This window comes from Labilibaculum manganireducens (genome assembly GCF_963665805.2).
Lineage (GTDB): Bacteria > Bacteroidota > Bacteroidia > Bacteroidales > Marinifilaceae > Labilibaculum > Labilibaculum manganireducens.
Window position 1 is genome coordinate 1,674,225 of record NZ_CAXXEE010000003.1, and the last position, 22,499, is coordinate 1,696,723.

The following is a 22,499-nucleotide window of genomic DNA, read 5'->3' on the forward strand; positions in this document are numbered from 1 at the left end:
TTCACGTAACATCTGTTTGTATTCTTTATTTGAGTTGCATTGTTATACTTTAGGGCTTTCTTATTCTCTAAGTAAAGATTCTTGTATGAAGTATTTAAAGTACATCTTCTTTTCATTGTTTTTGTTTGCATCGATTAATGCTTATTCGATTGAACGAAAGAAAATTCTTGTTTTGCATTCTTATCATCAAGGCTTAAAATGGACCGATAATGTTAATATTGGAATCCGGGAGGTGATGGATTCGTTAGGAAATAAGTTTGAACTGGACTATGAATATTTGGATACCAAAAGAAATCCTTCCAAAGAGTATCTCGATAAAATAATTGAGCTGTATGATCTAAAATTGCAGGGGGAAAAGTATGATGCGATTATAGTTTCTGATAATAATGCTTTATCATTTGTGAAGAATCACGGCAAAAAATACTTTACTAATACGCCCATTGTATTTTGTGGAATTAATCATTATCGTGACGATTTAATTGAAGGCATAACTAATATTACAGGAGTGGCCGAAGAGGTTGACTGGGATGGAGCTATTGATTTGATTTTAAGAACAAGACCGAATACAAAACACCTTGTTGTTATTAATGATGATAAAACCACTACGGCCAGATTAAATAAGCTTACTCTGCTCGATTTGGAAAAAAAATACGAGTCGAAACTACAGTTTATTTATTTCGAGGATCAGACTGTTGATGAGCTGGAGGAAAATGTTCGCAGCATTAAAGGAGACACGTGTATTTTACTTTTGACATTTAATAAGGATAAAAACGGCAGGTTTATCAGTTTTCAGGATAATTTAGATTTATTCGTTCCTCAAAGTAAAGTACCGGTGTTTATTACCTGGGCTTTCCTGATTAACGATGGTGTTGTTGGCGGAAAGGTTGTGAGTGGACGTCTTCATGGAAAAATGGCAGCCACTATGATTGATCAGATTGTTTCGGGAATACCTGCCGACTCAATTCCTGTTTATCGTAAGCCATTGGATAAGTATGTTGTTAATTATAATGAAATTAAGCGTTTCGGGATTAGTGAGAAGCTGCTTCCTGATAAAACATTATTGGTAAATGCACCTCAGTCTTTTTATAGTGAGAATAAAGAATGGATTCATTTAATTGGTGGGATTACATTCCTGGCAGCACTTATTATTTTGGTTTTATCAAGAGCGATTTTAAGACGGATTAGGGCTGAAAAAGCGTTAATTATAGAGCAAAACCGTTTGAAAATATCCGTAAAGCATGAGCGTCTAATTGGTTTAATAGGGCGTTTATTGAATGCATCCGAAGATTTTAAGAGCGTATTGGATGATGTTTTGAAGTTGATGACTGATGAATTGAATGTGGCAAGGATAAGTCTATATTCATTAAAGGACTCAACCAATACCGGGATTAAGATTAAAAGCAGGATCTCTTTAAAAGGGAAAAATATAAAGGATGTTAATCAGTTTTATTTTTCCGAAATTGATGAAATTATTTCACGGGTTAAAATGAATAAAAGTATTGTATCCCGCGATTTGTCGAATTTAACACAGAAAGAACAGGAATATTATAGCAGAAGAAATATTGGAGCGGTTGTTTTGCTGCCTGTAATGGTAGAAAATGAAGTGGTAGGTTTAATGGGATTTGCTCAAAATAAAGCACATGGCTGGACTCGGGACGAGATTAGTATCTTTTTTTCGACTGTAAATATGATTGCTAATGCCTGGGAACGAAATTCTTTAATGATTGATAGAATTGAGGCAGAACAAAAGAATGTAGAAGCTTTAAGAATGCTGGAGCAGTCATCGCGACTGGCTTCCATTGGGGTAATGGCTGCGGGAATAACACATGAAATTAATCAGCCCTTAAATGCAATTAAAATAACTGCGGACAGTGTATTGTTTTGGCAAAAAAGAAATCCGGGACAGCTGCCTGAGATGTTTACAAGAAAAATTCAAACTATTTCTGAAGGAACATCAAGAATTGATTCCATTATTAAGCACATGAGGACTTTTTGGGAGAAGCCTCACATATCAGAGGAAGAGATTGTTGATATGGTGGAAGGTGTAAACCGGTCTTTATCCTTGGTAAAAAGGCAGGTGTCGGATCATAGCATCGAATTAATCGATAATCTGCCAAAGAATGCAGTAAATGTGTACGCAAATTACATTCAGTTTGAACAGATTGTAGTCAACCTGATTGTGAATTCAATTCACTCTTTGGATAAAGTTCAGAAGGAGAATAAAAAAATTAAATTGAATGTTTATCAGGATTCCAAGCATGGAGTTTTGGAGATTCATGATAATGGAACAGGCATTGAATCAAGCATTCGGGAGAAAATATACGATCCGTTGTTTACAACCAAAGGAAATGAAAGCGGCAGTGGCTTAGGGATGGCGATCGTAAAAACATTTATTGATCGGTTTCAGGGAGAAATATCAGATTACAATAATGAAGATGGCGGGGCAAGTTTTATTTTACGTTTTAAATTGAAGGAAAATAGTTAAAGCTGTAGAGTGAAGATAGATTGGCGAAAGAGGAGAGTACTGTAAAAAATAAAATCAGAAAGAAAATGAAAATTCTTATTGTTGATGATGACATATCGAGTGGAACGGCCGTTGCTGAATTTATTGAGGAGCAATTGGCTTATTCTATTCATCTGTGTCATAATGGCGAAGAGGCATATAATTCTTTGAAGAATGAGGATTTTCAGATGGTTATTTCAGATCTGAGAATGCCTGGAATTTCAGGTTTGGATTTGCTGAAAAAAATAAAGCTTTTACCCAAAGGGGATGAGATTGAGGTAGTAATTATGACTGGTTTTGGTGATATGGAAAGTTCCATTGAAGCATTACGAGGCGGAGCATATGATTATCTGTTAAAACCGGTTAATATTGAAGAATTAGCTATTTTAATTGAGCGGGTTGCCGAGAAAATTCAATTGAAAGGCGAGAACAGGGATCTTAAAGAAAATATAAAGCAAACAATCTCTCACGTTAGGAGAGAGGAAGCCGAGCGAATTCAATATTACGAAACTACCATTCGTGAGATTACAAGCGTTGGTAAAATTGGTGTTTTTTCGGATGTTATGCGGGGAGTGGTGCATATGGCAGAGCAATTTCATGAAGATCGTTCGGTGCCGGTTTTAATTGAAGGAGAAACAGGAACAGGAAAAGAGGTTGTTGCGCGTTTGGTTCACTTCGGAAAATCGAGCGATGTTACAAAGCCATTTATTTCGATCAATTGTTCGGCAATTTCACCTGCACTATTTGAAAGTGAATTGTTTGGGTACGACGAAGGAGCTTTTACAGGCGCTCGTAAAGAGGGAAAGCCCGGCAAACTGGAGTTGGCACAGGGAGGAACTTTGTTTTTAGATGAAATTGGTGAAATGCCATTGGATATGCAGCCTAAATTGTTGCGCGTACTGCAACAGAGAGAAATGTATCGGGTTGGTGGAAGCAAACCTATTGAATTGGATGTTAGAGTAATTTTTGCCACCAACAGGAATTTAAAAGAAATGGTGGCCGAAAAAACATTCAGAAGTGATTTGTATTATCGTTTAAATACCGGACGATTGTATATTCCTCCTTTGCGGGAAAGAAAAGAAGCAATCTTATCTTTTTCTCAAATCTTTTTAGATCAGTATTCGAAGAAGCGGAACCGAAAGTTTCGATTCATAAGTAAGGATGCCAAAAAATTGATGCAGGATTATGTATGGCCAGGTAATATCAGGGAACTGAAAAATACAATTGAGAGGGCAACTTTACTTTATAATGATTTAGAATTAAAACCCGAACATCTGAGATTTTTGCAGGCCGATGACAATGAGCTTGAGCTCAAAGAACAGCCAATTGTTTTGGGGCGTATTGTTTTACCCGATGATGAATTAAGAATTGAGCAGTTAGAGCTGGAGATTGTTAGGAAAGCATTAAAAAAGTTTGATGATAACAAATCAAAAACAGCCGAATATTTGGGAATCACCAGAAGTGCTCTTCGCAGCAGAATGAATAAATTATAAGTACAGTTGAGGTTCGAATTTATCAGGGATTTTCTTTCCCTAAAATAGGTCGTAATAATTACATCTTGGGTGTGATTTTTTTCCCCATATGTGTATTTTTTTCACATCTCTTTTGATGATTATAAGTGTTTGAAATGAGACGTTTGTTCGTTTTTGAAACAGATTGCATTAAAGTTGTTCAAAATTGAACATTATAAGTGCATTTATCAATTCTTCAGATATTTATTAAGTTCCTTGTTGTTAGCATGTTGTGTGTTTGTGCTTATGTGATCTCTATTTTACAGTTTTTTGGCATTCCTTTTGCGCTTAAATGGCTGATGTTTCATTTAAAATCTAAAGGGTATGGAAGTAAGGACTGATACACAAATTAAAAAGATCAATTTTAGGAGTAATAAAAGGAACCTTTTGGAATCATTTTTATCGGGTTCAAATGAATTAGGTCACGAACCGTTAAAAGTGGATTATAAACTTTTTATTGAAGCTGCGAATAAGAAAAACGTTCAGTTTGAATTTATTCGTTTGAAAAGTTTTAATCTGGATAAAACATCATTTGATATTAGTAATGCTCAAAATGCGTTACTCGAAGCAGATTATGCTTTGGCAGATTCAGGAATGCTGATTATCGATACTCAGGATCAGGATGTTTTATTAACCGTTTTTCTGGCAGAAGTACTTCATGTTGTGATACCGGCAAGCAAAATTCTTCATTCAATGGACGATTTTGAATTAATAAAAGGAAAGCGTGCCATTGAACTCGGTGGTGGAATAGCAAGTATTTCAGTTTCTTCTTCCGATAAAGGACATCGGTTTTCATCGAAAGTATTACGTACAATGGTTTATGTCCTCGAAGATATCTAGAAATTTTATCGATAATTATAGAGGGGCTTGGGATTCGCCCCTTTTTTTAGTTGGGGACTTTATTAAGGGAGTCTGCAAAGTTCAATTTTATTGTCATTTGGGACTTGTCGAAGAATTTTTATCTTGAATAACATATGTTTCGTCTTCGCTCCAATAATCATAGTTTTTCATACGAATGCTCCTGAGGTGATGGATGAGGAGCACCCCGACTAAAATAGCGGGAGCATAAATACGGTTAACTTCAGCTGTCATTTTAAATTCAGTTGATTCTGAAATTCATTAAGATATTTTGCTAAATGCAATCCATCAACCAATCCGTGATGAGCTTCAATAGAAATCGGCAACATTTTTTTACCGTCTCGGATCATATATTTTCCAAAAGTAATTTTCGGTACAGATTCTTTTTGATTGAAATTCGTTGGATGTAATAACCCACTAAATGAATTCCAAGGAATAGTCGAATGACGAATTAAATCTTTTTTTACATCATCATTGTTAAGTCGAAGTCCCGATGAGTTTTTAACAGCTTCAATTTCTTTTTGTAATTCAGAATTAAAAACATCAAATTTATCCGAGAAGTTCATAAAAACAAAGCCAAAAGTTCCATCTTCTCTACCTATTGTTGCTCCAGCATTTATTTTGTCAAAAACTACAATTTCATTATCGATGATTCTGTATTTTAATTCTTCAACCGCATTAACGGCTATCATTGATTTATGCAGGTAACTCGCGAAAAATGATTTTCCAATTTCTTTCGAGTTTTTATAACATTCTGTGCAATCAACTTCAGTTACTATCCCGAAAAAAGGGCTGGCCATTTTAGAGAAAAAATTGAAATGCTCTTTTCTATTCCAATTATTTATATCTATTTTCCTCATTTTATTTTTTTAGTTTCTCACAACAATTACCTCTCAGGACAGTCTGTCTGATATCCTCAATCAACTCATTTAGAGTCTTATGTTTTTTCATTTTACAGACAGCAACTGTCTGCATAAATTACTATCAAGTTTTATTTTTTTAGACAGTCTGACTGCTTCTGCTTTAAGAATCTCACGATTTAAATTTGCTTTTTCTATTGAAAGTAAGTTTGCAATAAGTTCTAATCGATTGTGCTGTTGTGCATTTAGTTTAAGCTATTGATATACATTTCCAGCATTGTATATCCGTCAGAATTGACCATATTTCTATCATCAGGATTCTCTTTATCCAGTTTGTTTTTGTCCTCCCAATAATCAGGTATTCCATCATGGTCTGTATCCTTAGGGGCTGGAACCGATTTAAGTGCAGGCCAACCACCAACATCATTTTGTGTGTCAATTATACCGCAAATTTTGGTTGTATCAGCGACCTGATATTCTTTTTTGTAACTTTTACCTTCGTAGGTAGCACATCCATTTTTTACTTCATTAATAATACGTACATCTATCACGTCCCTTTTGGGTAAATTTGCTCCGGCTTTGTCAAGTACAGTTTTATATGCTTCTTGTGCAGTGTTTTGGTTAATAGGCATTGATGGCCAAGGCTCTTCGAGTTTAATTTTATCAAAAGAAAGCTTTGTTTGTATGCCGTCATTCCAATTATCGGTTGAAACTTTTGTATTGCCTTCAACTGTATTTTTTGCTACATACCATTTTCCATAGTCTTCATCACTTCTACATAAGGGATTTGCAATTCTATGCATAACCTCTCCCGGTTGTGTTCCAGGACCCGGTTTGTAATAGTTGGCAACAATGTTAAAATTTGAAAAATTTAATTTATCATTTCCTTCTTGATATTTTTCTCCGCCATAAAGACTTTGATAGCCCCAATTGTAAATGACATTATTTCTATAATCAGTATTTCCACAACCGGAAGCCATGCGGGGATTTCGGCTAGAATGATGAGCCAATAAATTGTGATGATAGGTACCATAATTACTGCCCCAAATGCCACCAAAGCCATGAGAACCTTTTACATGATTTGAATGGCTCATGCTTTCTGAAATGATGCACCATTGCACAGTTATACTATCACAATGATAAATCGACATACACTCATCAACACTCCAACTTGCAGATATATGGTCTAAAATAATATGCTTACAATATCTGCTCGATATGGCATCATAGTCGTTCCCTGATTCGTCCCCTAACCTTACACGCAAATATCTTATTATCACATTGTCTGCTCCAATATTAAGAGGGTGTCTGCGAATACAAATACCATCACCAGGGGCGGTTTGTCCTGCAACGGTAATAAACGGATGTCTAATTGTTAATGGACTATCAAGGATAATTGTCCCTGAAACCCTAAAAACAACAGTACGTGGTTCAGAAGCTTCAATTGCAGCTCTTAAACTCCCTTCTCCGCTATTGTTTAGATTGGTCACTTCATAAACAATGCCGCCACGACCACCTTTGGTGTATTTTCCATATCCTTCAGCGGTTGGAAAAGCTAATTGCTGAGTCCATGAACTGGAAATATTTAAAATCGAGATCAGTCCTATCAAAATTATTGTTCTCATCTTAATTAGTATTGGTTATTAAATAATTTGCTCAAGAATTCAACAATGGCAGTCTGTCTAAAAACTCATTAAACTGCTCAATTCAATTTTGAATATAGCTATTTTAAGGACACATAAAAATTGAAAAGCTTTTATTTGTAAATAGAATTGAGGTTCTTGTTTGGGGTAACATCAATTCAAGAAAACAGGATAAATGCTGTATTGCTCATTTCAGGAGGTTTTTTTAGCCCCTTGGATTATCGGTTGTTAGTTATTTTGTTAATCAGTCGTTTCACATGTAAATCACCAAATCCATATATTCCTTCTCGTTTACTAAATTCACTAAAGACGGGCTCGAATTCAATAGTATTAAGTTCGTCCATTATTTGAATAAGTGATTGTGTTGGTTTTCCTAAATTTCCTTTTTGTGGAAACCGGTCTCTTTGTGCTATAATGGCAGGATAAAGAAAAGGAAATTGAATTTCTAATTTCTTCGCTATTTTTAGCATTTTATTACAATCATTCTGTTGATAGAGTTTCCATAATTTACTTAATTCAATAATCTCAGATAATTCAATTTTTATTTTTGTCTGAAATGCTGTGATTAACTCTTTTTCATTCATTCCACCAAAACTATATCCACTTTTAAATTTGGGTCGAATTAAGAAAATAGATTGATTTTTATAATTTTCGTAAATCAAGTTAAGTACAAACCAAAAATTTACTTGACAAAATAAGTCATCTTCAAACCAAAAATTAATATCAACATTATCAGGAATACCTTGCATTTTCAGAAACTCGGGAACTGTTTTTTCATAATAATTCTGCTCATTGTAACCTTCATAATTTAGACTTATGAAGGTGGCTCTTGTATGAATAAGTTCAGTCAGATTGTTTCCTTCTACATTTCCATCTACCAAACATTCCCGAGCTACAATGAACTCGCCTTGAATAGCTTCAGGTAACTGATGTTTTAACGAATCCCCGTTTAGTATATGATATTGTTTCTTCATTCGTTTCTTTATAATAACCCCTAACGTTTGATAATATGGTCAGTAAGCGATTGCAACCGATTTTCTGTCAAGTTGCACGAAAATTTGAAGCGGACTACAACACTTTGCATACCGCTGAAACTCTTATTTATATGGTGTGTTGGTGGCCACTTTTTTGTCAAATCATTTTCTTCAAATCATTTTTCGCTGTTTTAATAAATGTTTCTTTGTCTTTCTTCACTTCTTTTAAAATTGCTTTCTGGTCGGCTGGTATCGTAAAATACTTTTCTGCCCACAAATTTATTTCAATCATTATGGGCAGCAAATCAATTCCTTTTTGGGTAAGCTTGTATAAAACCTTTGCTTTACTGTCAGGGTGGTCAGATTTAGTAATGATTCTGTTTTCTTCAAGTGTTTGCAGACGTGAAGCCAATATATTGGTTGCAATTTTCTCTTCTGATTTCAGAAAGTCGCCATAAGTACATTGTTTTGAAAACATTAAATCTCGAACAATAAGCAACGACCATTTGTCGCCCCAAATATCAAGCGAACAGCTAACGGGACAATTCGACCTTTTTTTTTTCTCTTTCATAAAAAAATATTTTACAAACAACTTGCAAAGCGCAAGTGGATGATTATCTTTGAACTTGCAATTTGCAAGCAAAAATAGTAAATTTTTAAATAGAGAGAAATATGGACTTAAGAAATAAGACAATTTTAATTACAGGAGGCAGTGCTGGCATTGGATTTGAAGCTGCCAAACAATTTTTAGAAATTGGTTCAAAGGTTATCATCACCGGACGGAATCAAGAAAAATTAGATGCCGCAAAAAAACTGTATCCGAATTTAATAGCTATAAAAAGTGATGCAGCAAAAGCTGAAGATGCAATTTCGCTCTACAATCAAGTTAAAGATTTGGGCGGAATTGATATTCTTTACAACAATGCAGGTGTTGGGGTTATGCCGTCAAATTTAGGTGTTACCAACAACAGGCATTTAGAAGGAGCTGCCTACGAAATGAATATCAATTACTTGGCTGTTATACGTTTAAATAATCTCTTTTTGGATATGCTGAAATCAAGAAAAGAAAGTGCAATCATCAACACAACATCCGTTTTAAGTTATGTGCCTTCATTGCTTGAAGCAACTTATTCGGCTACCAAAACTGCCCTGGCATTTTACACAAAATCGTTGAGAAAGCATTTACGAATTGCAAACAGCCATGTAAAAGTATTCGAACTATTGCCACCTGCGGTAGAAACCGAACTAATTGCTCATAGAAAGATAAAAAAAATGAGCACCGAAAAACTTATCAAAGGATTGATTGCAGGATTGAAAAAAGACCGATACACAATTCGTATGGGCTATACTTCAACCTTTTATTTTCTTAATCGCTTGTTCCCAAAATTGGCGTTTGCATTGGTTAATCCAAAGAAATCGGAGCAATATTTAAAATAAGAACACAACAGTATGAAAGCATATACAATATATCGTTAGAGTAAAAAAGATAAACTTCAACTTGTTGAGCTGTCCGCCCCAACTGTTAAAGAAAATGATGTTTTGATACAAATTTATCTTTTTTCACTTCTTTAATTGTTGCTTTTATGTTGGTTGGCGCTGTAAAATATTTGTCTGACCAAATGTAAACTTCCATAATTATTGGCAACAAGTCAATTCTTTTTTGTGTAAGTCAGTGCAATGTTTTAGCCTTACTGCCGGGGTGCTCCAGTTTTTCAATTATGTCGTTTTCTTCAAGTACTTTTAGTCTTGACGCTAAAATATTGGTTGCGATACCTTCTTCCGACTTTAAAAAGTCATTAGAGTTTTTTTTATAAAACATCAAGTCTCGGATACTGAGTAATTACCACTTGTTGCCAAATACGTCAAGTGAACAACTCAATGGGCTGTTGGATCTTTTTTTTTACTCGTTTCATAAAATATTTTAAAAAAACAACTTGCATATTGAAAGTTGTTTGTATATTTACACTTGCAATATGCAAGTAAACTTACAAATTTATTTATAAACATAATGGAAAATTTATCAATTTTTGATTCTTATCAGTTAAATGGAGTACAGCTAAACAACCGAATTGTGATGGCTCCTATGACTAGAAGTCGATCTAATAATGTAGGTAATGTAGCAACTGAACTTACTGCAAAGTATTATGAACAAAGAGCTTCTGCAGGCGTAATTATTACAGAAGGTACTTTTATAAGCGAAGAAGCTATAGGTGTTGTTAACGTTCCCGGAATTTATACTGCAGCACAAGTCGGAGGTTGGAAACTAACAACCGAAGCAGTTCATAAAAAAGGAGGAAAGATAGTTGCTCAATTATGGCATACAGGAGCTTACTCGCATCCTGATTTACACAATGGGAAAAAGCCTTTAGCTCCATCGGCTGTTAATCCGAATCAGCAGGTTTTTACTGCAACAGGTTTTAAACCTTCCGAAGTTTCACAAGCTATGACTATTGAAGATATTAAAAGAACCATTGCTGATTTTAAACACGGAGCAATCAATGCTTTCGCAGCAGGTTTTGATGGTGTAGAACTTCACGGTGCTAATGGTTATTTGCTGCAACAATTCTTCAGTAAAAACACAAACTTTCGTGAAGATGAATATGGTGGTTCTGTGGAAAATCGTGCTAGAATTTTGTTTGATATTTTAGATGAATTGAAACAAGTGGTTGATATTAAAAAAGTAGGAATTCGCCTAAATCCCTCATTAAATGGAATTATGGGGATTTTAGTAGATGATGAAACCATCGCTCTTTATGACTATATCGTGAACCGGTTAAATGATTACGACCTGGCTTATATTCATTTAATTGAGCCATTTACTGATGTTTCTGGTATTTCAGATGCAATTCAGGAAGTGGCTAAGCATTTCCGAAAAATATACAAAGGGACTGTTATTATCAACAGAGGATTTAATAAAGAAACTGCAAAAAAAGTCTTGAATGAGGGGGATGCCGATTTAGTTTCTTTTGGAGTTCCGTTTATTGCAAATCCCGATTTGGTTGAAAGATTCAAAACCGATGCATTACTTAGTGCACCAGACCAAGACACCTTTTATACTCCAGGCGAAAAAGGATATACAGATTATCCAACTCTAAATAATCAATAAATTTTAAAATTAAATATTCAATAATAATGAAAACATCAGGAAACACAGTTTTCATCAGTGGTGGAAGTGCAGGAATTGGATTAGCAATAGCTAAAAAGTTAAGCGCAGCAGGTAATAAAATTATTATCAATGGGCGTAACGAAGAGCGTCTTCAAACTGCTTTGAAAGAACTGGATAATGCTGTTGCTATACAAGGAGATTTATCCATTGAAGCAGACAGAATTCACATTGCGGAAGAACTGAAAACCAAGTACCCAAACGTGAATATCATCGTAAATAATGCTGGTGCAGCTTTTATGAATGATTTAGCTGATTGTAATGATGCTGCTGAAAAAGCTTATCAGGAAATTAACACCAATTACATTAGTGTTATCCATTTTACATCACTATTAACGCAACAGCTTTTGCAACAAAAAGAGGCTGCAATTATCAATATTTCGTCTATCGCGGTGTTTAGGTCAAACAAATACCTGCCTACTTATTCGGCCAGTAAAGCGGCACTTCATAGTTATACGCAAGGCTTGAGAGATACCTTTGCAGAAAACGAAAATCTGAATGTTTACGAAGTATATCCACCTTTGGTAAACACGCAATTTTCAGCTGAGATTGGTGGTGCCAATGGTATTCCGCCATCAGAAGTGGCAGATGAATTATTTGTATCTTTAGAGAAAAACCAGTTTGAAGTTCCGGTTGGTGACAGTAAACAGATACACGCTTTGTTGAATCCTATTACAGAACAAGTGCCTCATTAGTCAATATAATTTTAAAACTAACTTGAAATGAATTTAAAAGGAAAAGCAATTCTGATAACAGGTGGCGGATCGGGCATAGGACTGGAAGCAGCAAAGCAATTTTTGGAAATTGGGGCGAAAGTTATTGTTACGGGGAGAAATCAGGCCAAGCTGGATGCAGTAAAAAAACTGTATCCTCAATTGACAGCCATCAAGAGTGATGCTGGTAATGAAGCAGATGCCCGATCTCTTTTCAATAAAGTCCAGGAATTGGGTGGTATAGATATTTTGTACAACAATGCAGGTGTCGGTGTGGCGCCTGCTAATTTAGGTATTGCCAATGATAAACATTTGGAAGGTGCAGTATATGAAATGGAGGTTAACTACCTAGGTGTAATCAGGTTGAACAATTTTTTCATTGAAATGCTGAAAGCAAGAAAAGAAAGTGCAATCATCAATACCACTTCTATTCTGAGCATTGTACCCTCAATGATTGAAGCTACCTATTCAGCATCAAAATCGGCCTTGGCGTTCTACACCAAATCTTTAAGAGGTCATTTAAAAATTTTGAACAGTAATGTGAAAATTTTTGAATTATTACCTCCTTTGGTAGATACAGATATGGTAGCTGATCGTGATGATAAAAAAATAAGTCCCGAAAAACTGGTAAAAGAATTGATAAGAGGTCTGGAAAAAGACCAGTACACTATTCGTGTAGGAGACTCAAAATTGATTTATATGTTTAGCCGAATTTTTCCAAAACTGACTTTTGGATTGATTAATCCGAAGAAATCAGACTTGGTATTAAAAGCATAATGACATACAGAAATATGAAAGCATATACTATTCAAAAATACAGCAAAAAAGAACTGTTACAACTTGCTGATGTACCTGTGCCGGAAGTGAAAGACAACGATGTTTTAGTAGAGATACATGCATCAGGGTTAAATCTTTTAGACTCCAAAATAAAAACAGGAGAGTTTAAACTGATTCTGCCTTATAAACTTCCATTAGTTTTAGGACACGATGTTGCCGGTGTAGTGGCCAAGGTTGGGAAAAATGTGAAAAAATTCAAAGTCGGTGATGAAGTCTATTCACGTCCTGCTGATTTTCGCATCGGGACATTGGCAGAGTTTATTGCCATAGATGAAAAAGATATAGCCCTTAAGCCTAAAAACTTAACCATGGAGCAAGCAGCTTCGATTCCATTGGTTGCACTAACGGTTTGGCAGGCTCTTATTGAAAAAGCAGACCTAAAGAAAGGGCAAAAAGTATTTATACAGGCAGGATCGGGTGGTGTTGGAACCATTGCCATTCAGTTAGCCAAACATTTAGGTGCTACTGTAGCTGCTACAGCTAGCGAGAAAAGCTTCCCAATGCTCAAAGAATTGGGAGCAGATGTTTTAATTGACTATAAATCCCAGGATTTTGAAAGTATTTTGAAAGACTATGATGTGGTATTGAACAGTCAGGATACAAAAACATTGGAAAAGTCGTTGCGAATTTTGAAACATGGAGGTAAACTAATCTCTATTTCAGGTCCTCCAACCGCTGATTTTGCAAAAGCAATTGGCGCACCTTGGTTTGTCAAAATTATCTTGTCACTTATTAGTTCTGGAGTTCGTAAAAAAGCTTCAAAATTAGGAGTCCATTATTCGTTTCTTTTTATGAGAGCTGATGGAGCACAATTAAGTCAAATTTCAAGCCTTATCGAATCGGGAGCATTAAAGCCTGTTTTAGACAAGACTTTTCCATTTGAGCAAACTAACGATGCTTTAGCATACGTAGAAAGTGGTCGTGCTAAAGGAAAGGTGGTTGTCAAAGTCAAGTAGTTTGTTTTTTGGAGCGGTGTCAGTAAAGTAGCAGTCAACGGAAGATTGGTCGAGTAGTGGCAGATTGCTTGATACTTTACTGACAAACTGCTGCATAGCTTGAGCGGATTACACACCTTAATATTTAGCACTTTCCCTGCCTTACATATGCATAATGTTGGCGGTTTATGCTTTTTTATATTATTCAGGATTATCATCTGTTTTTTTAGCTGTCAGATTTTAATTTCTCAATTTCTTCCTTCCAAATTCGTCTGCCAATAACAACGAATTTTTCTGTCTTCCCATCATTTTTTTTAAATTATAAGTCCATTCGGAATAATTCCTAGGGTATTTGGATTTGATTAAGGTCTATACTCTCTCCATGGTTTTGAACATTGAAATTATGTGATCCTGCTAAAATTGAGTTTCTTTTTTCTGTCATAACTTTAAATTGTTTTGGTTGTCTATTTATCCGATTACTTGTCAACAACTTATCAAGGTTTCTAGATAGTCTGACGGTTCGTCAATATGAGTAGGGTGGGGTTTCGAAGCCACTGTTTTGTCAAGCCGTTACTAATTTTCTTTTTTGTATACCTAACTACCAAAACCCAGATTACTTATATTAGCTGTTGTTCGGTGTTTTTACTTCTCTGAATGAAGTCCTATTCTGTTTCCTTCAGAATCAACAATTACAGCAATAAATCCAAAAGGCATTGAAGTCTTAGGTTCCAGTATTTTACCTCCAGCTTTCTCAACTCTATCCAATATGAGTTGAATTTCTGGACTTGCATTGATATAAACAAGTGCTCCACAATTTGAAGGTGTATTTGTATCTGATTTAGTCAGAACGCCTGTAACCCTTCCGGATGTTGCCTGAATAACATCTGGATTATAAGGAAAAAAAGTCAGTTCTTCATTAGTCTCTGGAAAAATGCGGGTAGTCATTTTAATATCCAGAATTGTTTCATAAAACGTTTTTGCTCTCCCTGTATTAGTAACGGGTATCTCAAACCAAGTTAAAATATTGGTTTCCGAATCGATTTTCTTTAAATTTTGCATAAACTCTGTATTTAAATTATTTATACAAATATCTAATTCTACTTTTAGTATTAACTGTATCAATTGTCACAAAATCACTTATGCAATCTGCGTTTTCTTATTCTGCTTAATGTTTCTCTTGAAATACCAAGAAACGAGGATAATTGTGTTAGCGAAACCCTTTGTATAATGCTGGGATAATTTTTTTCTAAATATTCGAAACGTTCTTGCGGAGAGTAAAGCTTATACAGATTTGAGAATTCTTCTTGTTTCGCCGCAAATGAACGAATGCAATTACGCCCTAAGGTTTCTATTTCTATTGACTCTTTAGCAATTTGAAATAATTTATCCTTATCAAAGATAATTACAGTTAAAGGTTCACATGCAATCAGATTAGAATCAGATCTTTGTCCACTTCCAAAACTCTTAATATTTGTGGCGATTTCATTCTCAAAATAGAAAGCTGTATTTTTTATTGCACCATCAATCTCGAAGAAGCTTTTACAAAAACCTTTATCAATATAAAAGAGTGAATTACAGACTTGCCCTTGTTGAAGTAGAAATTCATTTTTCTTTAATTTTCTTTTCGTTAATGCAAATTGAAGTAAATCCCAACTTTTATCAGAAAATACTGTTAGCGATTGAATATATTTTAAAAGGTTATCCATTTATTTTAGCTGCTGTAATTATTCTATTCGTAAAAGAATTAATTGTCAAACGAATATTTCTGTCCATATTATTTATATAGATATTTTTTCCTTTTTTATGAAATTCTATCTCATCTGTTTCTTTGATAATTGTGAGAATCATTTTCTCAATTTGATCTTTTGAAAGCGCTAAGTTTAGTTTCTTGTTAATTCTTCCATAAACAAGGTCTGTGTAACAAATATTTTCTAAAATTTCTTTTTTATAATTAATCTTATTCATATTGTCACATTTACATTCTCGTATTTAGCGGCAGATAAATATCAAGCATTGAAGTTTGTTTATTCCATTGAAAACGATGATCATATTTTTCAAAATGAAAAAATCCCGTCGTTCTTTGGTCTTCAATCTTTAATTCTGATTTTGGCAAAATTACCTTATAAATCTCGTGAAGTGTTCGTTTTATATTTTCCATTTTTCCTTGATGTGTAAATATTTCGTATTCACCCTTTGGTATTTCTTTATTTATAAAGTAATCAGGAACCATTTTTTTATTTGACGGGATTCCTGCCAAGTAAAAATATCTTTCATCAGTTTTAAATGTTATTCCATATTTTGTCCAATTACCACCGTTCTGATTAAGTTTTAATCTATTCAATTCTTCATTAAATATTTTCCAATGTTTCTGAATTACTTTAGAATTATCAGTCTGAGATTTTGTCAATTCTGTAACAAGTCCATAAACCTGAATATTTTGTTTTATCTCTACCATTCTTTTCTCAGCTTTGCACTAATGAGCGCTATCGTCAGTTTGTCTAAAAACAAATTGGCGGATTACAGGGCGATTACTTATCAAGGTACACCAACTTTAAATGCGAGCAACAACATTTACATCCGGAAAACCCCGCCATGCCTAATAACCGCTTGTTGTGTGCTGTTATTACTTAATTCATAAAAAACTCTTTTACTCCACTCAAAATACTTTGTGCTGCGTATGATGCCAAAATCAAGCCCATAATTTTACTAATCACAATAATTCCGGATTCTCCTATTCTCTTGTGAATGAAATTTGATGCAAGCAGTAAAATACATGTAATTGTAACCACAATCAAAAGCATTAATGTCGTAGTAACTTGTTGGTTTAATGAATAAATATGATTATCAGTTAGCAATACAACTGCCATTATAGCACCAGGTGAGGCTATTGAAGGAACTGCAACAGGAAAAACGGTTACATGTTTGTAATCTTTTATTAAGTGTTTCTCAGATTCTGGTTTTCCTTCACCAAATATCATTGTAAGAGCAAATAGAAATAGAATTACGCCACCCGAAATTTGAAAGGCTTCAAGGGTAATGTCCATGCCCTCAAGTATAATCTGACCAACAACAATAAAAAATAAAAGGACTAAAAAAGCTGTTATTGAAGCATTAATTGCAATTTTTCTCTTATGTATTTTGTCAAAATGCTTGGTTGCTTCTAAATAAACAGGAATCGAACCCAAAGGGTCTATCACTGCAATTAACAATAGTATGGTGTTAATTAATTCTTTCATTTGTCTAATTTGTTTTTTTATTGCCACATGGAACTCGCCAGCTTAGCCATCCTCGTGTGCGAAAAAAGTCTTCTCATGGCTCGTTGCATATTATTCAAATACAGGTAGTCCTCTTGTAGTAAATGATAATCCTTGTTGGCCATACGTTGAAATCATTACAGCCTCAAACAACGGCGGATTTATATCATTTCTTTTTGCCCAGTCAAAAACGAAATTTGCTCCCGAACCTCCCTCCATGTCTTGTTCTTCAATGATTATTTCCAAGGTTTCTAATGGTCTTAAAAAAATAGGCTTTTTAATATACTGTCGAATATTTTCTCCAATGGTATTATAATAGTCAGCCTTTAAAATATAAACAGAATCGGTTGGTGAAATATTCCGAATACTAACAGTACTTGTAAGGTCAAATGTACGATGCTCATGAATATGGTATATATGAGAGTAGACCGGAAGATATGTTTTTCCTTGAAAAAACTCATCAAATTTCTCAATATTAGCTTGTTTGCTTTTCCAGTCTGCTTGCCGAACAGGGTATTTATCAGTTTCTTTTTCGTTGCAGGAACCAATAATCAGGGCTATAACTAATATTTTAAATGTATTTCTCATTTATATCTGCTTTTATTACTCGATCATAAATTTACAATAAATTATCCTGTGCACTACAGTTGTCTTTTTTTAATTCTGACTAAGGTCAAAATTCTGGACTCAAAGTTGCAAAACCCAATATCTTATGGCTTTATGTCAAACTTAATAATATTTTTCTTTATTCTTGAAACAAGCTTTAATTTTCTCTTCTGGTCTAAAAACAAATGAGATGCCGGTGGCTGATAAGGCACTTTTTGAGTAATCATTGTCCATATTACTGCAGCCAATTTTAAATGTGGGCAATTGCAGGCTTCAAACTTATCAAACCGCAATAATTAATAGCGGGCTATAGCGTTCGAATTTAGTACAATCTCGCCCATTTTGTATATTCAGTATTATGTTCTGGTGTTCCCGATTCACTGTCAATCCGTTACGTTTCTCAACAAATTTAATCTTTTACTTTATCATCTGCTCTGACCTTGCAGCGAAGCACGAATTTATTTTGTTTTTTAAGGGGGGAAAAACCAAAATTTATGTTATTATCAAAAAATCGTTGCAACAGATTCCCGAATTAACCATTTTTCATCACGTTTCTCTAGTTGAAAAGTCTGCTGTAAACGCCAGATGTCACGTGAACCCCAAATTCGTGCATCTAATAAGTGTCGTACGACACATTTCGCTTTATCTCCTTTGATATCTGCTTTAGAAAATACCGCCTGTGCTGAATAATATTTCATGCTTTCGGATACAATTTCAGCAAACCATTCCTTTTTCGGTTGAACGTAACCGGTAATATGGGTTAATGAGAGATTCTCATCCACAATTTCATTCATCCGGGATGTATCTCTATCAATCATCAACTTTATAAATAACCGGATAAGGTTTATTATTTGTGATTCATCTGTAGTCTGTTTGGCCATCGATTCATCCGTATCAGTTTGTTTTTAATGAGCAATTTGGGGCTACACGGTAAATAAGAAGAACATACAAAGTGTATTAAATTAAATCGGGATACTCAAAACAGAAGAGTATCCCGAAAAAACATTTAATTAAAAGCCCTTCTGAAAATTTCAAGAGTATCATCTTTATTGATTTCGCATAAAGCAGTAAGGCTGCCCCATTCAGTTGCTTTTTCTGCTAAATATTCCAGTTTACTTTCTTCAACTCCGGCTTCCTTCAGGTTTTTAGGCATGTTAATACGATCAGCAAATTCCTTTACTTTACCAATACCCAATTTAGCAGCAGTAGCATCATCAGCTTCACTTACTCCAAAAACGTTTCGTGCAAAATTCGCAAACAGCCAGGTGTATTGGGGAGCTTTTTCTAATGTGTAAGCCAAATACGAAGGTGCAATTAATGCCAATGTAACACCATGGGTCATATCATATAAACTCGACAATTCGTGACCCATTCCATGCATAGGCCACTTTGAACCTTTTTTACCAGCCACAAATTGAAAACCTGCCAATGCCATAGAACTCGCCCACATAATATTTGCACGGGCATCGTAATCTTCAGGATTAGCTAAAACTTTTGGTGCATTTTTAATGATAGACCGCATAACGCCCTCATTCATCATATTCTGCACATCAGTGGTTTCGCTTCCAGCCACAAAATAGCATTCTAATAAATGGTCAAGCGCATCGAAACAGCCAGCCATCGAGTGCTTTTCAGGAACAGAGAATGTATAGGTAGGATCCAAAATTGAGAATTTAGGATAAAGAAACGGATGCATAATGGTATGCTTCTTATGGTTCTTTTCTCCTGTAATTACACCACCCATATCCAATTCACTACCGGTTCCGGCCATAGTCAGTACCGATGCCAAGGGAGCCGCTGCATTGATTTCTCCATGTCCGCCAGCCATCAAATCCATAACATCGCCATCATAGCAAACTCCGGCAGCAATTGCTTTGGCAGCATCAATGGTAGAACCACCACCAACGGCAAGTATAAAATCGCACGAATTTTCACGATAGATTTGTATGCCTTTCCTTACATCGCTAACCGGAGGATTTGGTTTGATTCCATCGCAATCAACAAAATCTATATCTGCTTTTTTTAATTCATTAGTTACAGCATCGTAAATACCATTCTTTTTAATACTTCCACCGCCATAGGCAAGCAGTACTTTGCTGCCTCCAAACTGTTTTATTGAACTTGATAGATTTTCAATTTGCCCTTTGCCAAAATGAATGGTTGTTGGTACATAAAAACTAAAATTTTCCATATCTAACTTTTTATTGATTTATTGTTTTGTTATTTCGTTAATTGTGCTTAAAGCGTTAAGTGTCCGGGGATAACCAATGTATGGCAAAAGTTGCGTGGTAATTCCGATAAGCGTTTCACGATTGTTTCCAACATTCAGGTTGCCTTGAATATGCCCCCGAACTTGCGAATCGGTTCCACCCATGCTAATAAGCATACTAAATGTAAGCAGTTCACGGATTTTTATATCCAAACCTTTGCGGGTGTAATAATCGCCAAAGCAATTTGCAGCAAGGTTGTACTGAATGTGTTTTTGGTCTTCCGGTGCATTGTAGCGTATTTCTTCAATTCGCTCGCCAAAGGTTGTTTTCATCAGTTCTAATCCTTTAGCCTCACGATTTTCAGGCGTTGTTGCCGATTGGTTTTCTAAAGGAAGTTCAATGCTATGTTCGAGCATTATTGTATTTGAAGCATAAAGAAAGTCAATTACTTTTGCCACGCCCACATAAGCAATCGATTGGTAAACTATTTCTTTAATTTCAATTGGAGTAACCCCTATATTCAAAGCTGCATTTACAAACATTTTGTATTCGGTTAAAGCTCCCTGTGCAATACACGAACCCATAATCATCATTACACGAGTTTTAGTGTCGATTGAGCTTTGGGTTATTACTTCATCAAACGCCCAGTTGTCGAAAATCGCGATTAGTTCAGGGTCAGTTTGTATTGCTTTCGATTTGTAATTTGGCCAGAGTTCTTCGTGATTCTTTACTGCGGCGTTGCTCAGATTTATATTTTCTTTTTTCATGATTTTGGTTTCAATCCTTATCGACCATTTTTTCGCTGCTTTCCGGATAACGTTGTCCTACAATATCAATTTTTGAAATTGCATTTTGTATTTCGGTCAAATCCCCGGAAGTTAAGCTTACATTTACCGAGCCTGTGTTTTCTTCCAAACGATGAATTTTAGTTGTTCCGGGTATAGGCACAATCCAGTCTTTTTGAGCATGAATCCATGCAAGCGCCACTTGTGCAGGCGTTGCTTCTTTTTGCTGAGCCATTTGTTTTACCAGATTTACCAAAGCCATATTTGCTTCGCGGTTTTCAATATTGAATCGGGGAATGCCATTGCGGAAATCGTTATCTGAGAATTTTGTATCTGCATCAATTTTCCCGGTCAAAAAACCCTTACCCAGAGGACTGAATGGCACAAAACCAATTCCTAATTCTTCCAAAGTTGAGAATGTTTTTGTTTCGGGTTCACGCCACCACAATGAGTATTCGCTTTGCAATGCAGAAACAGGCTGAACCGCATGAGCTTTCCGGATATTTGTTTCTCCGGCTTCTGACATACCAAAGTATTTTACTTTCCCTTCCTGAATTAAATCCTTAACCGCACCAGCCACATCTTCAATGGGTACGTTAGGGTCGATGCGGTGTTGGTACAGTAAATCAATGGCTTCAACCTTCAAGCGTTTTAATGAACCTTCTACTGCATGACGAATATTAGCAGGCTTACTGTTTAATCCTGCCGGTTGCCCATTAACATAGTTGAATCCGAATTTTGTAGCAATCACAATGTCATTTCTGAATGGAGCAATTGCCTCTCCTACAACTTCTTCGTTTAAATAGGGACCGTATATTTCTGCGGTGTCAAAAAAAGTGATTCCTAATTCGTAGGCCTTTCTAATTAGTTTAATTGCCTCACTTTTTTGTATGGCTGGCCCATATCCGTAACTAAGTCCCATACAGCCTAGTCCTAGTGCTGAAACTTCTAATCCTTGTTTTCCTAATTTACGTGTTTTCATAATTTATTTTTTTAATCTATTTAGCCATTTTTCAATTTGAAAATCGGCATTTTGCACTGAACCCCCTTTAATTGCAATACCATCCAAAACATTTGCTCCCTGGCAATATTTTTTAATATCTGCAAGGCTATGTCCTAATCCGCTGCCTTCATGTGTACAAAAAGTAATTATGGTCTTCCCTGAAAAATCGTAGGATTCCAAGAATGTGAATACAGGCATTGGGAATGTGCCCCACCAATTGGGATAACCCAGGTATATTACATCATATTCATCCATATTATCAACGGTATCTGTAAGCTCCGGTCGGGCATCATCATCTAATTCCCTTTGAGCAACACGAGTTGTTTCCATGTAATCAATAGGGTACTCTTTCATGGTATCGATAAAAAATAAATCACTTCCGGTTAGTATTTGTATTTTTTTAGCCACCACTTCTGTATTACCTATAGGTAGATTTATAATACTACCACCTACATAATTCTGACCTTTCCTTGAGTAATATGCTATTAATCCTTTTTTCATTTTGTTAGCTTCTTGTTATACAAAATTTCACATTACAAATATCCAAAGAGAAAAAAGCAGTTTTATTATACAGATTACGGATTGACTTACCATTATTACTGAATATACTTTGAGGTATTATATTTTTGGTTTTTGACTTCAAT

23 protein-coding genes are annotated in these 22,499 nt (G+C 35.2%); 8 read left to right on the forward strand and 15 right to left on the reverse strand.

Going from position 1 to position 22,499, the window contains the following annotated elements; all coding sequences use genetic code 11:
- Positions 1-85: 85 nt before the first annotated feature.
- The 3 genes from ACHZAX_RS06340 (at position 86) to ACHZAX_RS06350 (ending at position 4,854) form a co-directional block, all read left to right on the forward strand.
- Positions 86-2,485 carry an ABC transporter substrate binding protein gene (locus ACHZAX_RS06340; protein WP_320018455.1) on the forward strand — a complete coding sequence of 800 codons (2,400 nt, stop codon included), beginning with the start codon at positions 86-88 and terminating at the stop codon, positions 2,483-2,485.
- A gap of 65 nt (positions 2,486-2,550) precedes the next feature.
- Positions 2,551-3,996, forward strand: coding sequence for a sigma-54-dependent transcriptional regulator (locus ACHZAX_RS06345; protein ID WP_320018456.1), 1,446 nt, complete (start codon positions 2,551-2,553; stop codon positions 3,994-3,996).
- Between the two features lie 342 nt (positions 3,997-4,338).
- Entirely contained in the window at positions 4,339-4,854 is a 516-nt protein-coding gene (locus tag ACHZAX_RS06350; RefSeq protein WP_320018457.1) for an LUD domain-containing protein, read from the forward strand.
- 248 nt (positions 4,855-5,102) lie between these two features.
- On the opposite strand, the gene ACHZAX_RS06355 is transcribed toward ACHZAX_RS06350, so the two are convergent.
- From ACHZAX_RS06355 to ACHZAX_RS06370, 4 genes are all read right to left on the reverse strand, one after another.
- On the reverse strand, positions 5,103-5,732 hold the full coding sequence (locus ACHZAX_RS06355; protein ID WP_320018458.1) for a chloramphenicol acetyltransferase: 630 nt from the start codon (positions 5,730-5,732) through the stop codon (positions 5,103-5,105).
- Between the two features lie 245 nt (positions 5,733-5,977).
- Positions 5,978-7,357: a pectate lyase family protein gene (locus ACHZAX_RS06360; RefSeq protein ID WP_320018459.1), complete on the reverse strand. Its 1,380-nt coding sequence runs from the start codon at positions 7,355-7,357 to the stop codon at positions 5,978-5,980.
- A 236-nt stretch (positions 7,358-7,593) separates the two neighbouring features.
- Complete coding sequence (locus tag ACHZAX_RS06365; RefSeq protein WP_320018460.1) at positions 7,594-8,349, reverse strand: DUF1835 domain-containing protein; 756 nt, start codon at positions 8,347-8,349, stop codon at positions 7,594-7,596.
- Positions 8,350-8,506: 157 nt separating this feature from the next.
- Entirely contained in the window at positions 8,507-8,920 is a 414-nt protein-coding gene (locus tag ACHZAX_RS06370) for a winged helix-turn-helix transcriptional regulator (protein WP_101310343.1), read from the reverse strand.
- A gap of 101 nt (positions 8,921-9,021) precedes the next feature.
- Here ACHZAX_RS06370 and ACHZAX_RS06375 point away from each other — a divergent pair, with 101 nt between their 5' ends.
- The 5 genes from ACHZAX_RS06375 to ACHZAX_RS06395 all read left to right on the forward strand — a co-directional run bounded on the left by ACHZAX_RS06375 (position 9,022) and on the right by ACHZAX_RS06395 (position 14,018).
- Positions 9,022-9,786 (forward strand): SDR family oxidoreductase, encoded by a 765-nt coding sequence (locus ACHZAX_RS06375; protein WP_320018461.1) that lies wholly within the window; start codon positions 9,022-9,024, stop codon positions 9,784-9,786.
- 571 nt (positions 9,787-10,357) lie between these two features.
- Positions 10,358-11,455 carry an alkene reductase gene (locus tag ACHZAX_RS06380; RefSeq protein ID WP_320018462.1) on the forward strand — a complete coding sequence of 366 codons (1,098 nt, stop codon included), beginning with the start codon at positions 10,358-10,360 and terminating at the stop codon, positions 11,453-11,455.
- Positions 11,456-11,481: 26 nt separating this feature from the next.
- A complete protein-coding gene (locus tag ACHZAX_RS06385; protein ID WP_320018463.1) occupies positions 11,482-12,207 on the forward strand; it encodes an SDR family oxidoreductase in 726 nt (241 codons plus the stop codon).
- A 27-nt stretch (positions 12,208-12,234) separates the two neighbouring features.
- Complete coding sequence (locus tag ACHZAX_RS06390) at positions 12,235-13,002, forward strand: SDR family oxidoreductase (RefSeq protein WP_320018464.1); 768 nt, start codon at positions 12,235-12,237, stop codon at positions 13,000-13,002.
- Positions 13,002-14,018, forward strand: coding sequence for an NADP-dependent oxidoreductase (locus ACHZAX_RS06395; protein ID WP_320018465.1), 1,017 nt, complete (start codon positions 13,002-13,004; stop codon positions 14,016-14,018). The genes ACHZAX_RS06390 and ACHZAX_RS06395 overlap by 1 nt, the downstream gene beginning before the upstream one ends.
- Positions 14,019-14,639: 621 nt before the next feature.
- Here ACHZAX_RS06395 and ACHZAX_RS06400 read toward each other — a convergent pair.
- The 11 genes from ACHZAX_RS06400 to ACHZAX_RS06450 all read right to left on the reverse strand — a co-directional run bounded on the left by ACHZAX_RS06400 (position 14,640) and on the right by ACHZAX_RS06450 (position 22,356).
- A complete protein-coding gene (locus ACHZAX_RS06400) occupies positions 14,640-15,056 on the reverse strand; it encodes a VOC family protein (RefSeq protein ID WP_320018466.1) in 417 nt (138 codons plus the stop codon).
- A 74-nt stretch (positions 15,057-15,130) separates the two neighbouring features.
- Positions 15,131-15,703 carry a Crp/Fnr family transcriptional regulator gene (locus ACHZAX_RS06405; protein WP_320018467.1) on the reverse strand — a complete coding sequence of 191 codons (573 nt, stop codon included), beginning with the start codon at positions 15,701-15,703 and terminating at the stop codon, positions 15,131-15,133.
- Positions 15,696-15,962 (reverse strand): DUF3781 domain-containing protein, encoded by a 267-nt coding sequence (locus tag ACHZAX_RS06410; RefSeq protein WP_101310338.1) that lies wholly within the window; start codon positions 15,960-15,962, stop codon positions 15,696-15,698. Before ACHZAX_RS06410 ends, ACHZAX_RS06405 begins: the two co-directional genes overlap by 8 nt.
- 10 nt (positions 15,963-15,972) lie before the next feature.
- Entirely contained in the window at positions 15,973-16,452 is a 480-nt protein-coding gene (locus ACHZAX_RS06415; RefSeq protein ID WP_320018468.1) for a GyrI-like domain-containing protein, read from the reverse strand.
- A 172-nt stretch (positions 16,453-16,624) separates the two neighbouring features.
- The gene (locus ACHZAX_RS06420; protein WP_320018469.1) at positions 16,625-17,260 is read right to left on the reverse strand and encodes a MarC family protein; all 636 of its coding nucleotides are present in this window, start codon (positions 17,258-17,260) and stop codon (positions 16,625-16,627) included.
- A gap of 63 nt (positions 17,261-17,323) precedes the next feature.
- Positions 17,324-17,839, reverse strand: coding sequence for a DUF3124 domain-containing protein (locus ACHZAX_RS06425; protein WP_101310336.1), 516 nt, complete (start codon positions 17,837-17,839; stop codon positions 17,324-17,326).
- A gap of 521 nt (positions 17,840-18,360) precedes the next feature.
- Entirely contained in the window at positions 18,361-18,738 is a 378-nt protein-coding gene (locus ACHZAX_RS06430) for a nuclear transport factor 2 family protein (RefSeq protein WP_320018470.1), read from the reverse strand.
- A 125-nt stretch (positions 18,739-18,863) separates the two neighbouring features.
- On the reverse strand, positions 18,864-20,048 hold the full coding sequence (locus ACHZAX_RS06435; RefSeq protein ID WP_101310334.1) for an iron-containing alcohol dehydrogenase: 1,185 nt from the start codon (positions 20,046-20,048) through the stop codon (positions 18,864-18,866).
- Positions 20,049-20,066: 18 nt separating this feature from the next.
- On the reverse strand, positions 20,067-20,834 hold the full coding sequence (locus ACHZAX_RS06440) for a carboxymuconolactone decarboxylase family protein (protein WP_320018471.1): 768 nt from the start codon (positions 20,832-20,834) through the stop codon (positions 20,067-20,069).
- A gap of 10 nt (positions 20,835-20,844) precedes the next feature.
- On the reverse strand, positions 20,845-21,834 hold the full coding sequence (locus ACHZAX_RS06445) for an aldo/keto reductase (RefSeq protein WP_320018472.1): 990 nt from the start codon (positions 21,832-21,834) through the stop codon (positions 20,845-20,847).
- A gap of 3 nt (positions 21,835-21,837) precedes the next feature.
- Entirely contained in the window at positions 21,838-22,356 is a 519-nt protein-coding gene (locus tag ACHZAX_RS06450) for a flavodoxin (RefSeq protein ID WP_320018473.1), read from the reverse strand.
- Positions 22,357-22,499: the final 143 nt, after the last annotated feature.

Excerpts from the sequence above, each read along its gene's own strand:
- ACHZAX_RS06340 (WP_320018455.1), top strand. The coding sequence starts at position 86 with ATGAAGTATTTAAAGTACATCTTCTTTTCATTGTTTTTGTTTGCATCG.
- ACHZAX_RS06345 (WP_320018456.1), top strand. The coding sequence starts at position 2,551 with ATGAAAATTCTTATTGTTGATGATGACATATCGAGTGGAACGGCCGTT.
- ACHZAX_RS06350 (WP_320018457.1), top strand. The coding sequence starts at position 4,339 with ATGGAAGTAAGGACTGATACACAAATTAAAAAGATCAATTTTAGGAGT.
- ACHZAX_RS06355 (WP_320018458.1), bottom strand. The coding sequence starts at position 5,732 with ATGAGGAAAATAGATATAAATAATTGGAATAGAAAAGAGCATTTCAAT.
- ACHZAX_RS06360 (WP_320018459.1), bottom strand. The coding sequence starts at position 7,357 with ATGAGAACAATAATTTTGATAGGACTGATCTCGATTTTAAATATTTCC.
- ACHZAX_RS06365 (WP_320018460.1), bottom strand. The coding sequence starts at position 8,349 with ATGAAGAAACAATATCATATACTAAACGGGGATTCGTTAAAACATCAG.
- ACHZAX_RS06370 (WP_101310343.1), bottom strand. The coding sequence starts at position 8,920 with ATGAAAGAGAAAAAAAAAAGGTCGAATTGTCCCGTTAGCTGTTCGCTT.
- ACHZAX_RS06375 (WP_320018461.1), top strand. The coding sequence starts at position 9,022 with ATGGACTTAAGAAATAAGACAATTTTAATTACAGGAGGCAGTGCTGGC.
- ACHZAX_RS06380 (WP_320018462.1), top strand. The coding sequence starts at position 10,358 with ATGGAAAATTTATCAATTTTTGATTCTTATCAGTTAAATGGAGTACAG.
- ACHZAX_RS06385 (WP_320018463.1), top strand. The coding sequence starts at position 11,482 with ATGAAAACATCAGGAAACACAGTTTTCATCAGTGGTGGAAGTGCAGGA.
- ACHZAX_RS06390 (WP_320018464.1), top strand. The coding sequence starts at position 12,235 with ATGAATTTAAAAGGAAAAGCAATTCTGATAACAGGTGGCGGATCGGGC.
- ACHZAX_RS06395 (WP_320018465.1), top strand. The coding sequence starts at position 13,002 with ATGACATACAGAAATATGAAAGCATATACTATTCAAAAATACAGCAAA.
- ACHZAX_RS06400 (WP_320018466.1), bottom strand. The coding sequence starts at position 15,056 with ATGCAAAATTTAAAGAAAATCGATTCGGAAACCAATATTTTAACTTGG.
- ACHZAX_RS06405 (WP_320018467.1), bottom strand. The coding sequence starts at position 15,703 with ATGGATAACCTTTTAAAATATATTCAATCGCTAACAGTATTTTCTGAT.
- ACHZAX_RS06410 (WP_101310338.1), bottom strand. The coding sequence starts at position 15,962 with ATGAATAAGATTAATTATAAAAAAGAAATTTTAGAAAATATTTGTTAC.
- ACHZAX_RS06415 (WP_320018468.1), bottom strand. The coding sequence starts at position 16,452 with ATGGTAGAGATAAAACAAAATATTCAGGTTTATGGACTTGTTACAGAA.
- ACHZAX_RS06425 (WP_101310336.1), bottom strand. The coding sequence starts at position 17,839 with ATGAGAAATACATTTAAAATATTAGTTATAGCCCTGATTATTGGTTCC.
- ACHZAX_RS06430 (WP_320018470.1), bottom strand. The coding sequence starts at position 18,738 with ATGGCCAAACAGACTACAGATGAATCACAAATAATAAACCTTATCCGG.
- ACHZAX_RS06435 (WP_101310334.1), bottom strand. The coding sequence starts at position 20,048 with ATGGAAAATTTTAGTTTTTATGTACCAACAACCATTCATTTTGGCAAA.
- ACHZAX_RS06440 (WP_320018471.1), bottom strand. The coding sequence starts at position 20,834 with ATGAAAAAAGAAAATATAAATCTGAGCAACGCCGCAGTAAAGAATCAC.
- ACHZAX_RS06445 (WP_320018472.1), bottom strand. The coding sequence starts at position 21,834 with ATGAAAACACGTAAATTAGGAAAACAAGGATTAGAAGTTTCAGCACTA.
- ACHZAX_RS06450 (WP_320018473.1), bottom strand. The coding sequence starts at position 22,356 with ATGAAAAAAGGATTAATAGCATATTACTCAAGGAAAGGTCAGAATTAT.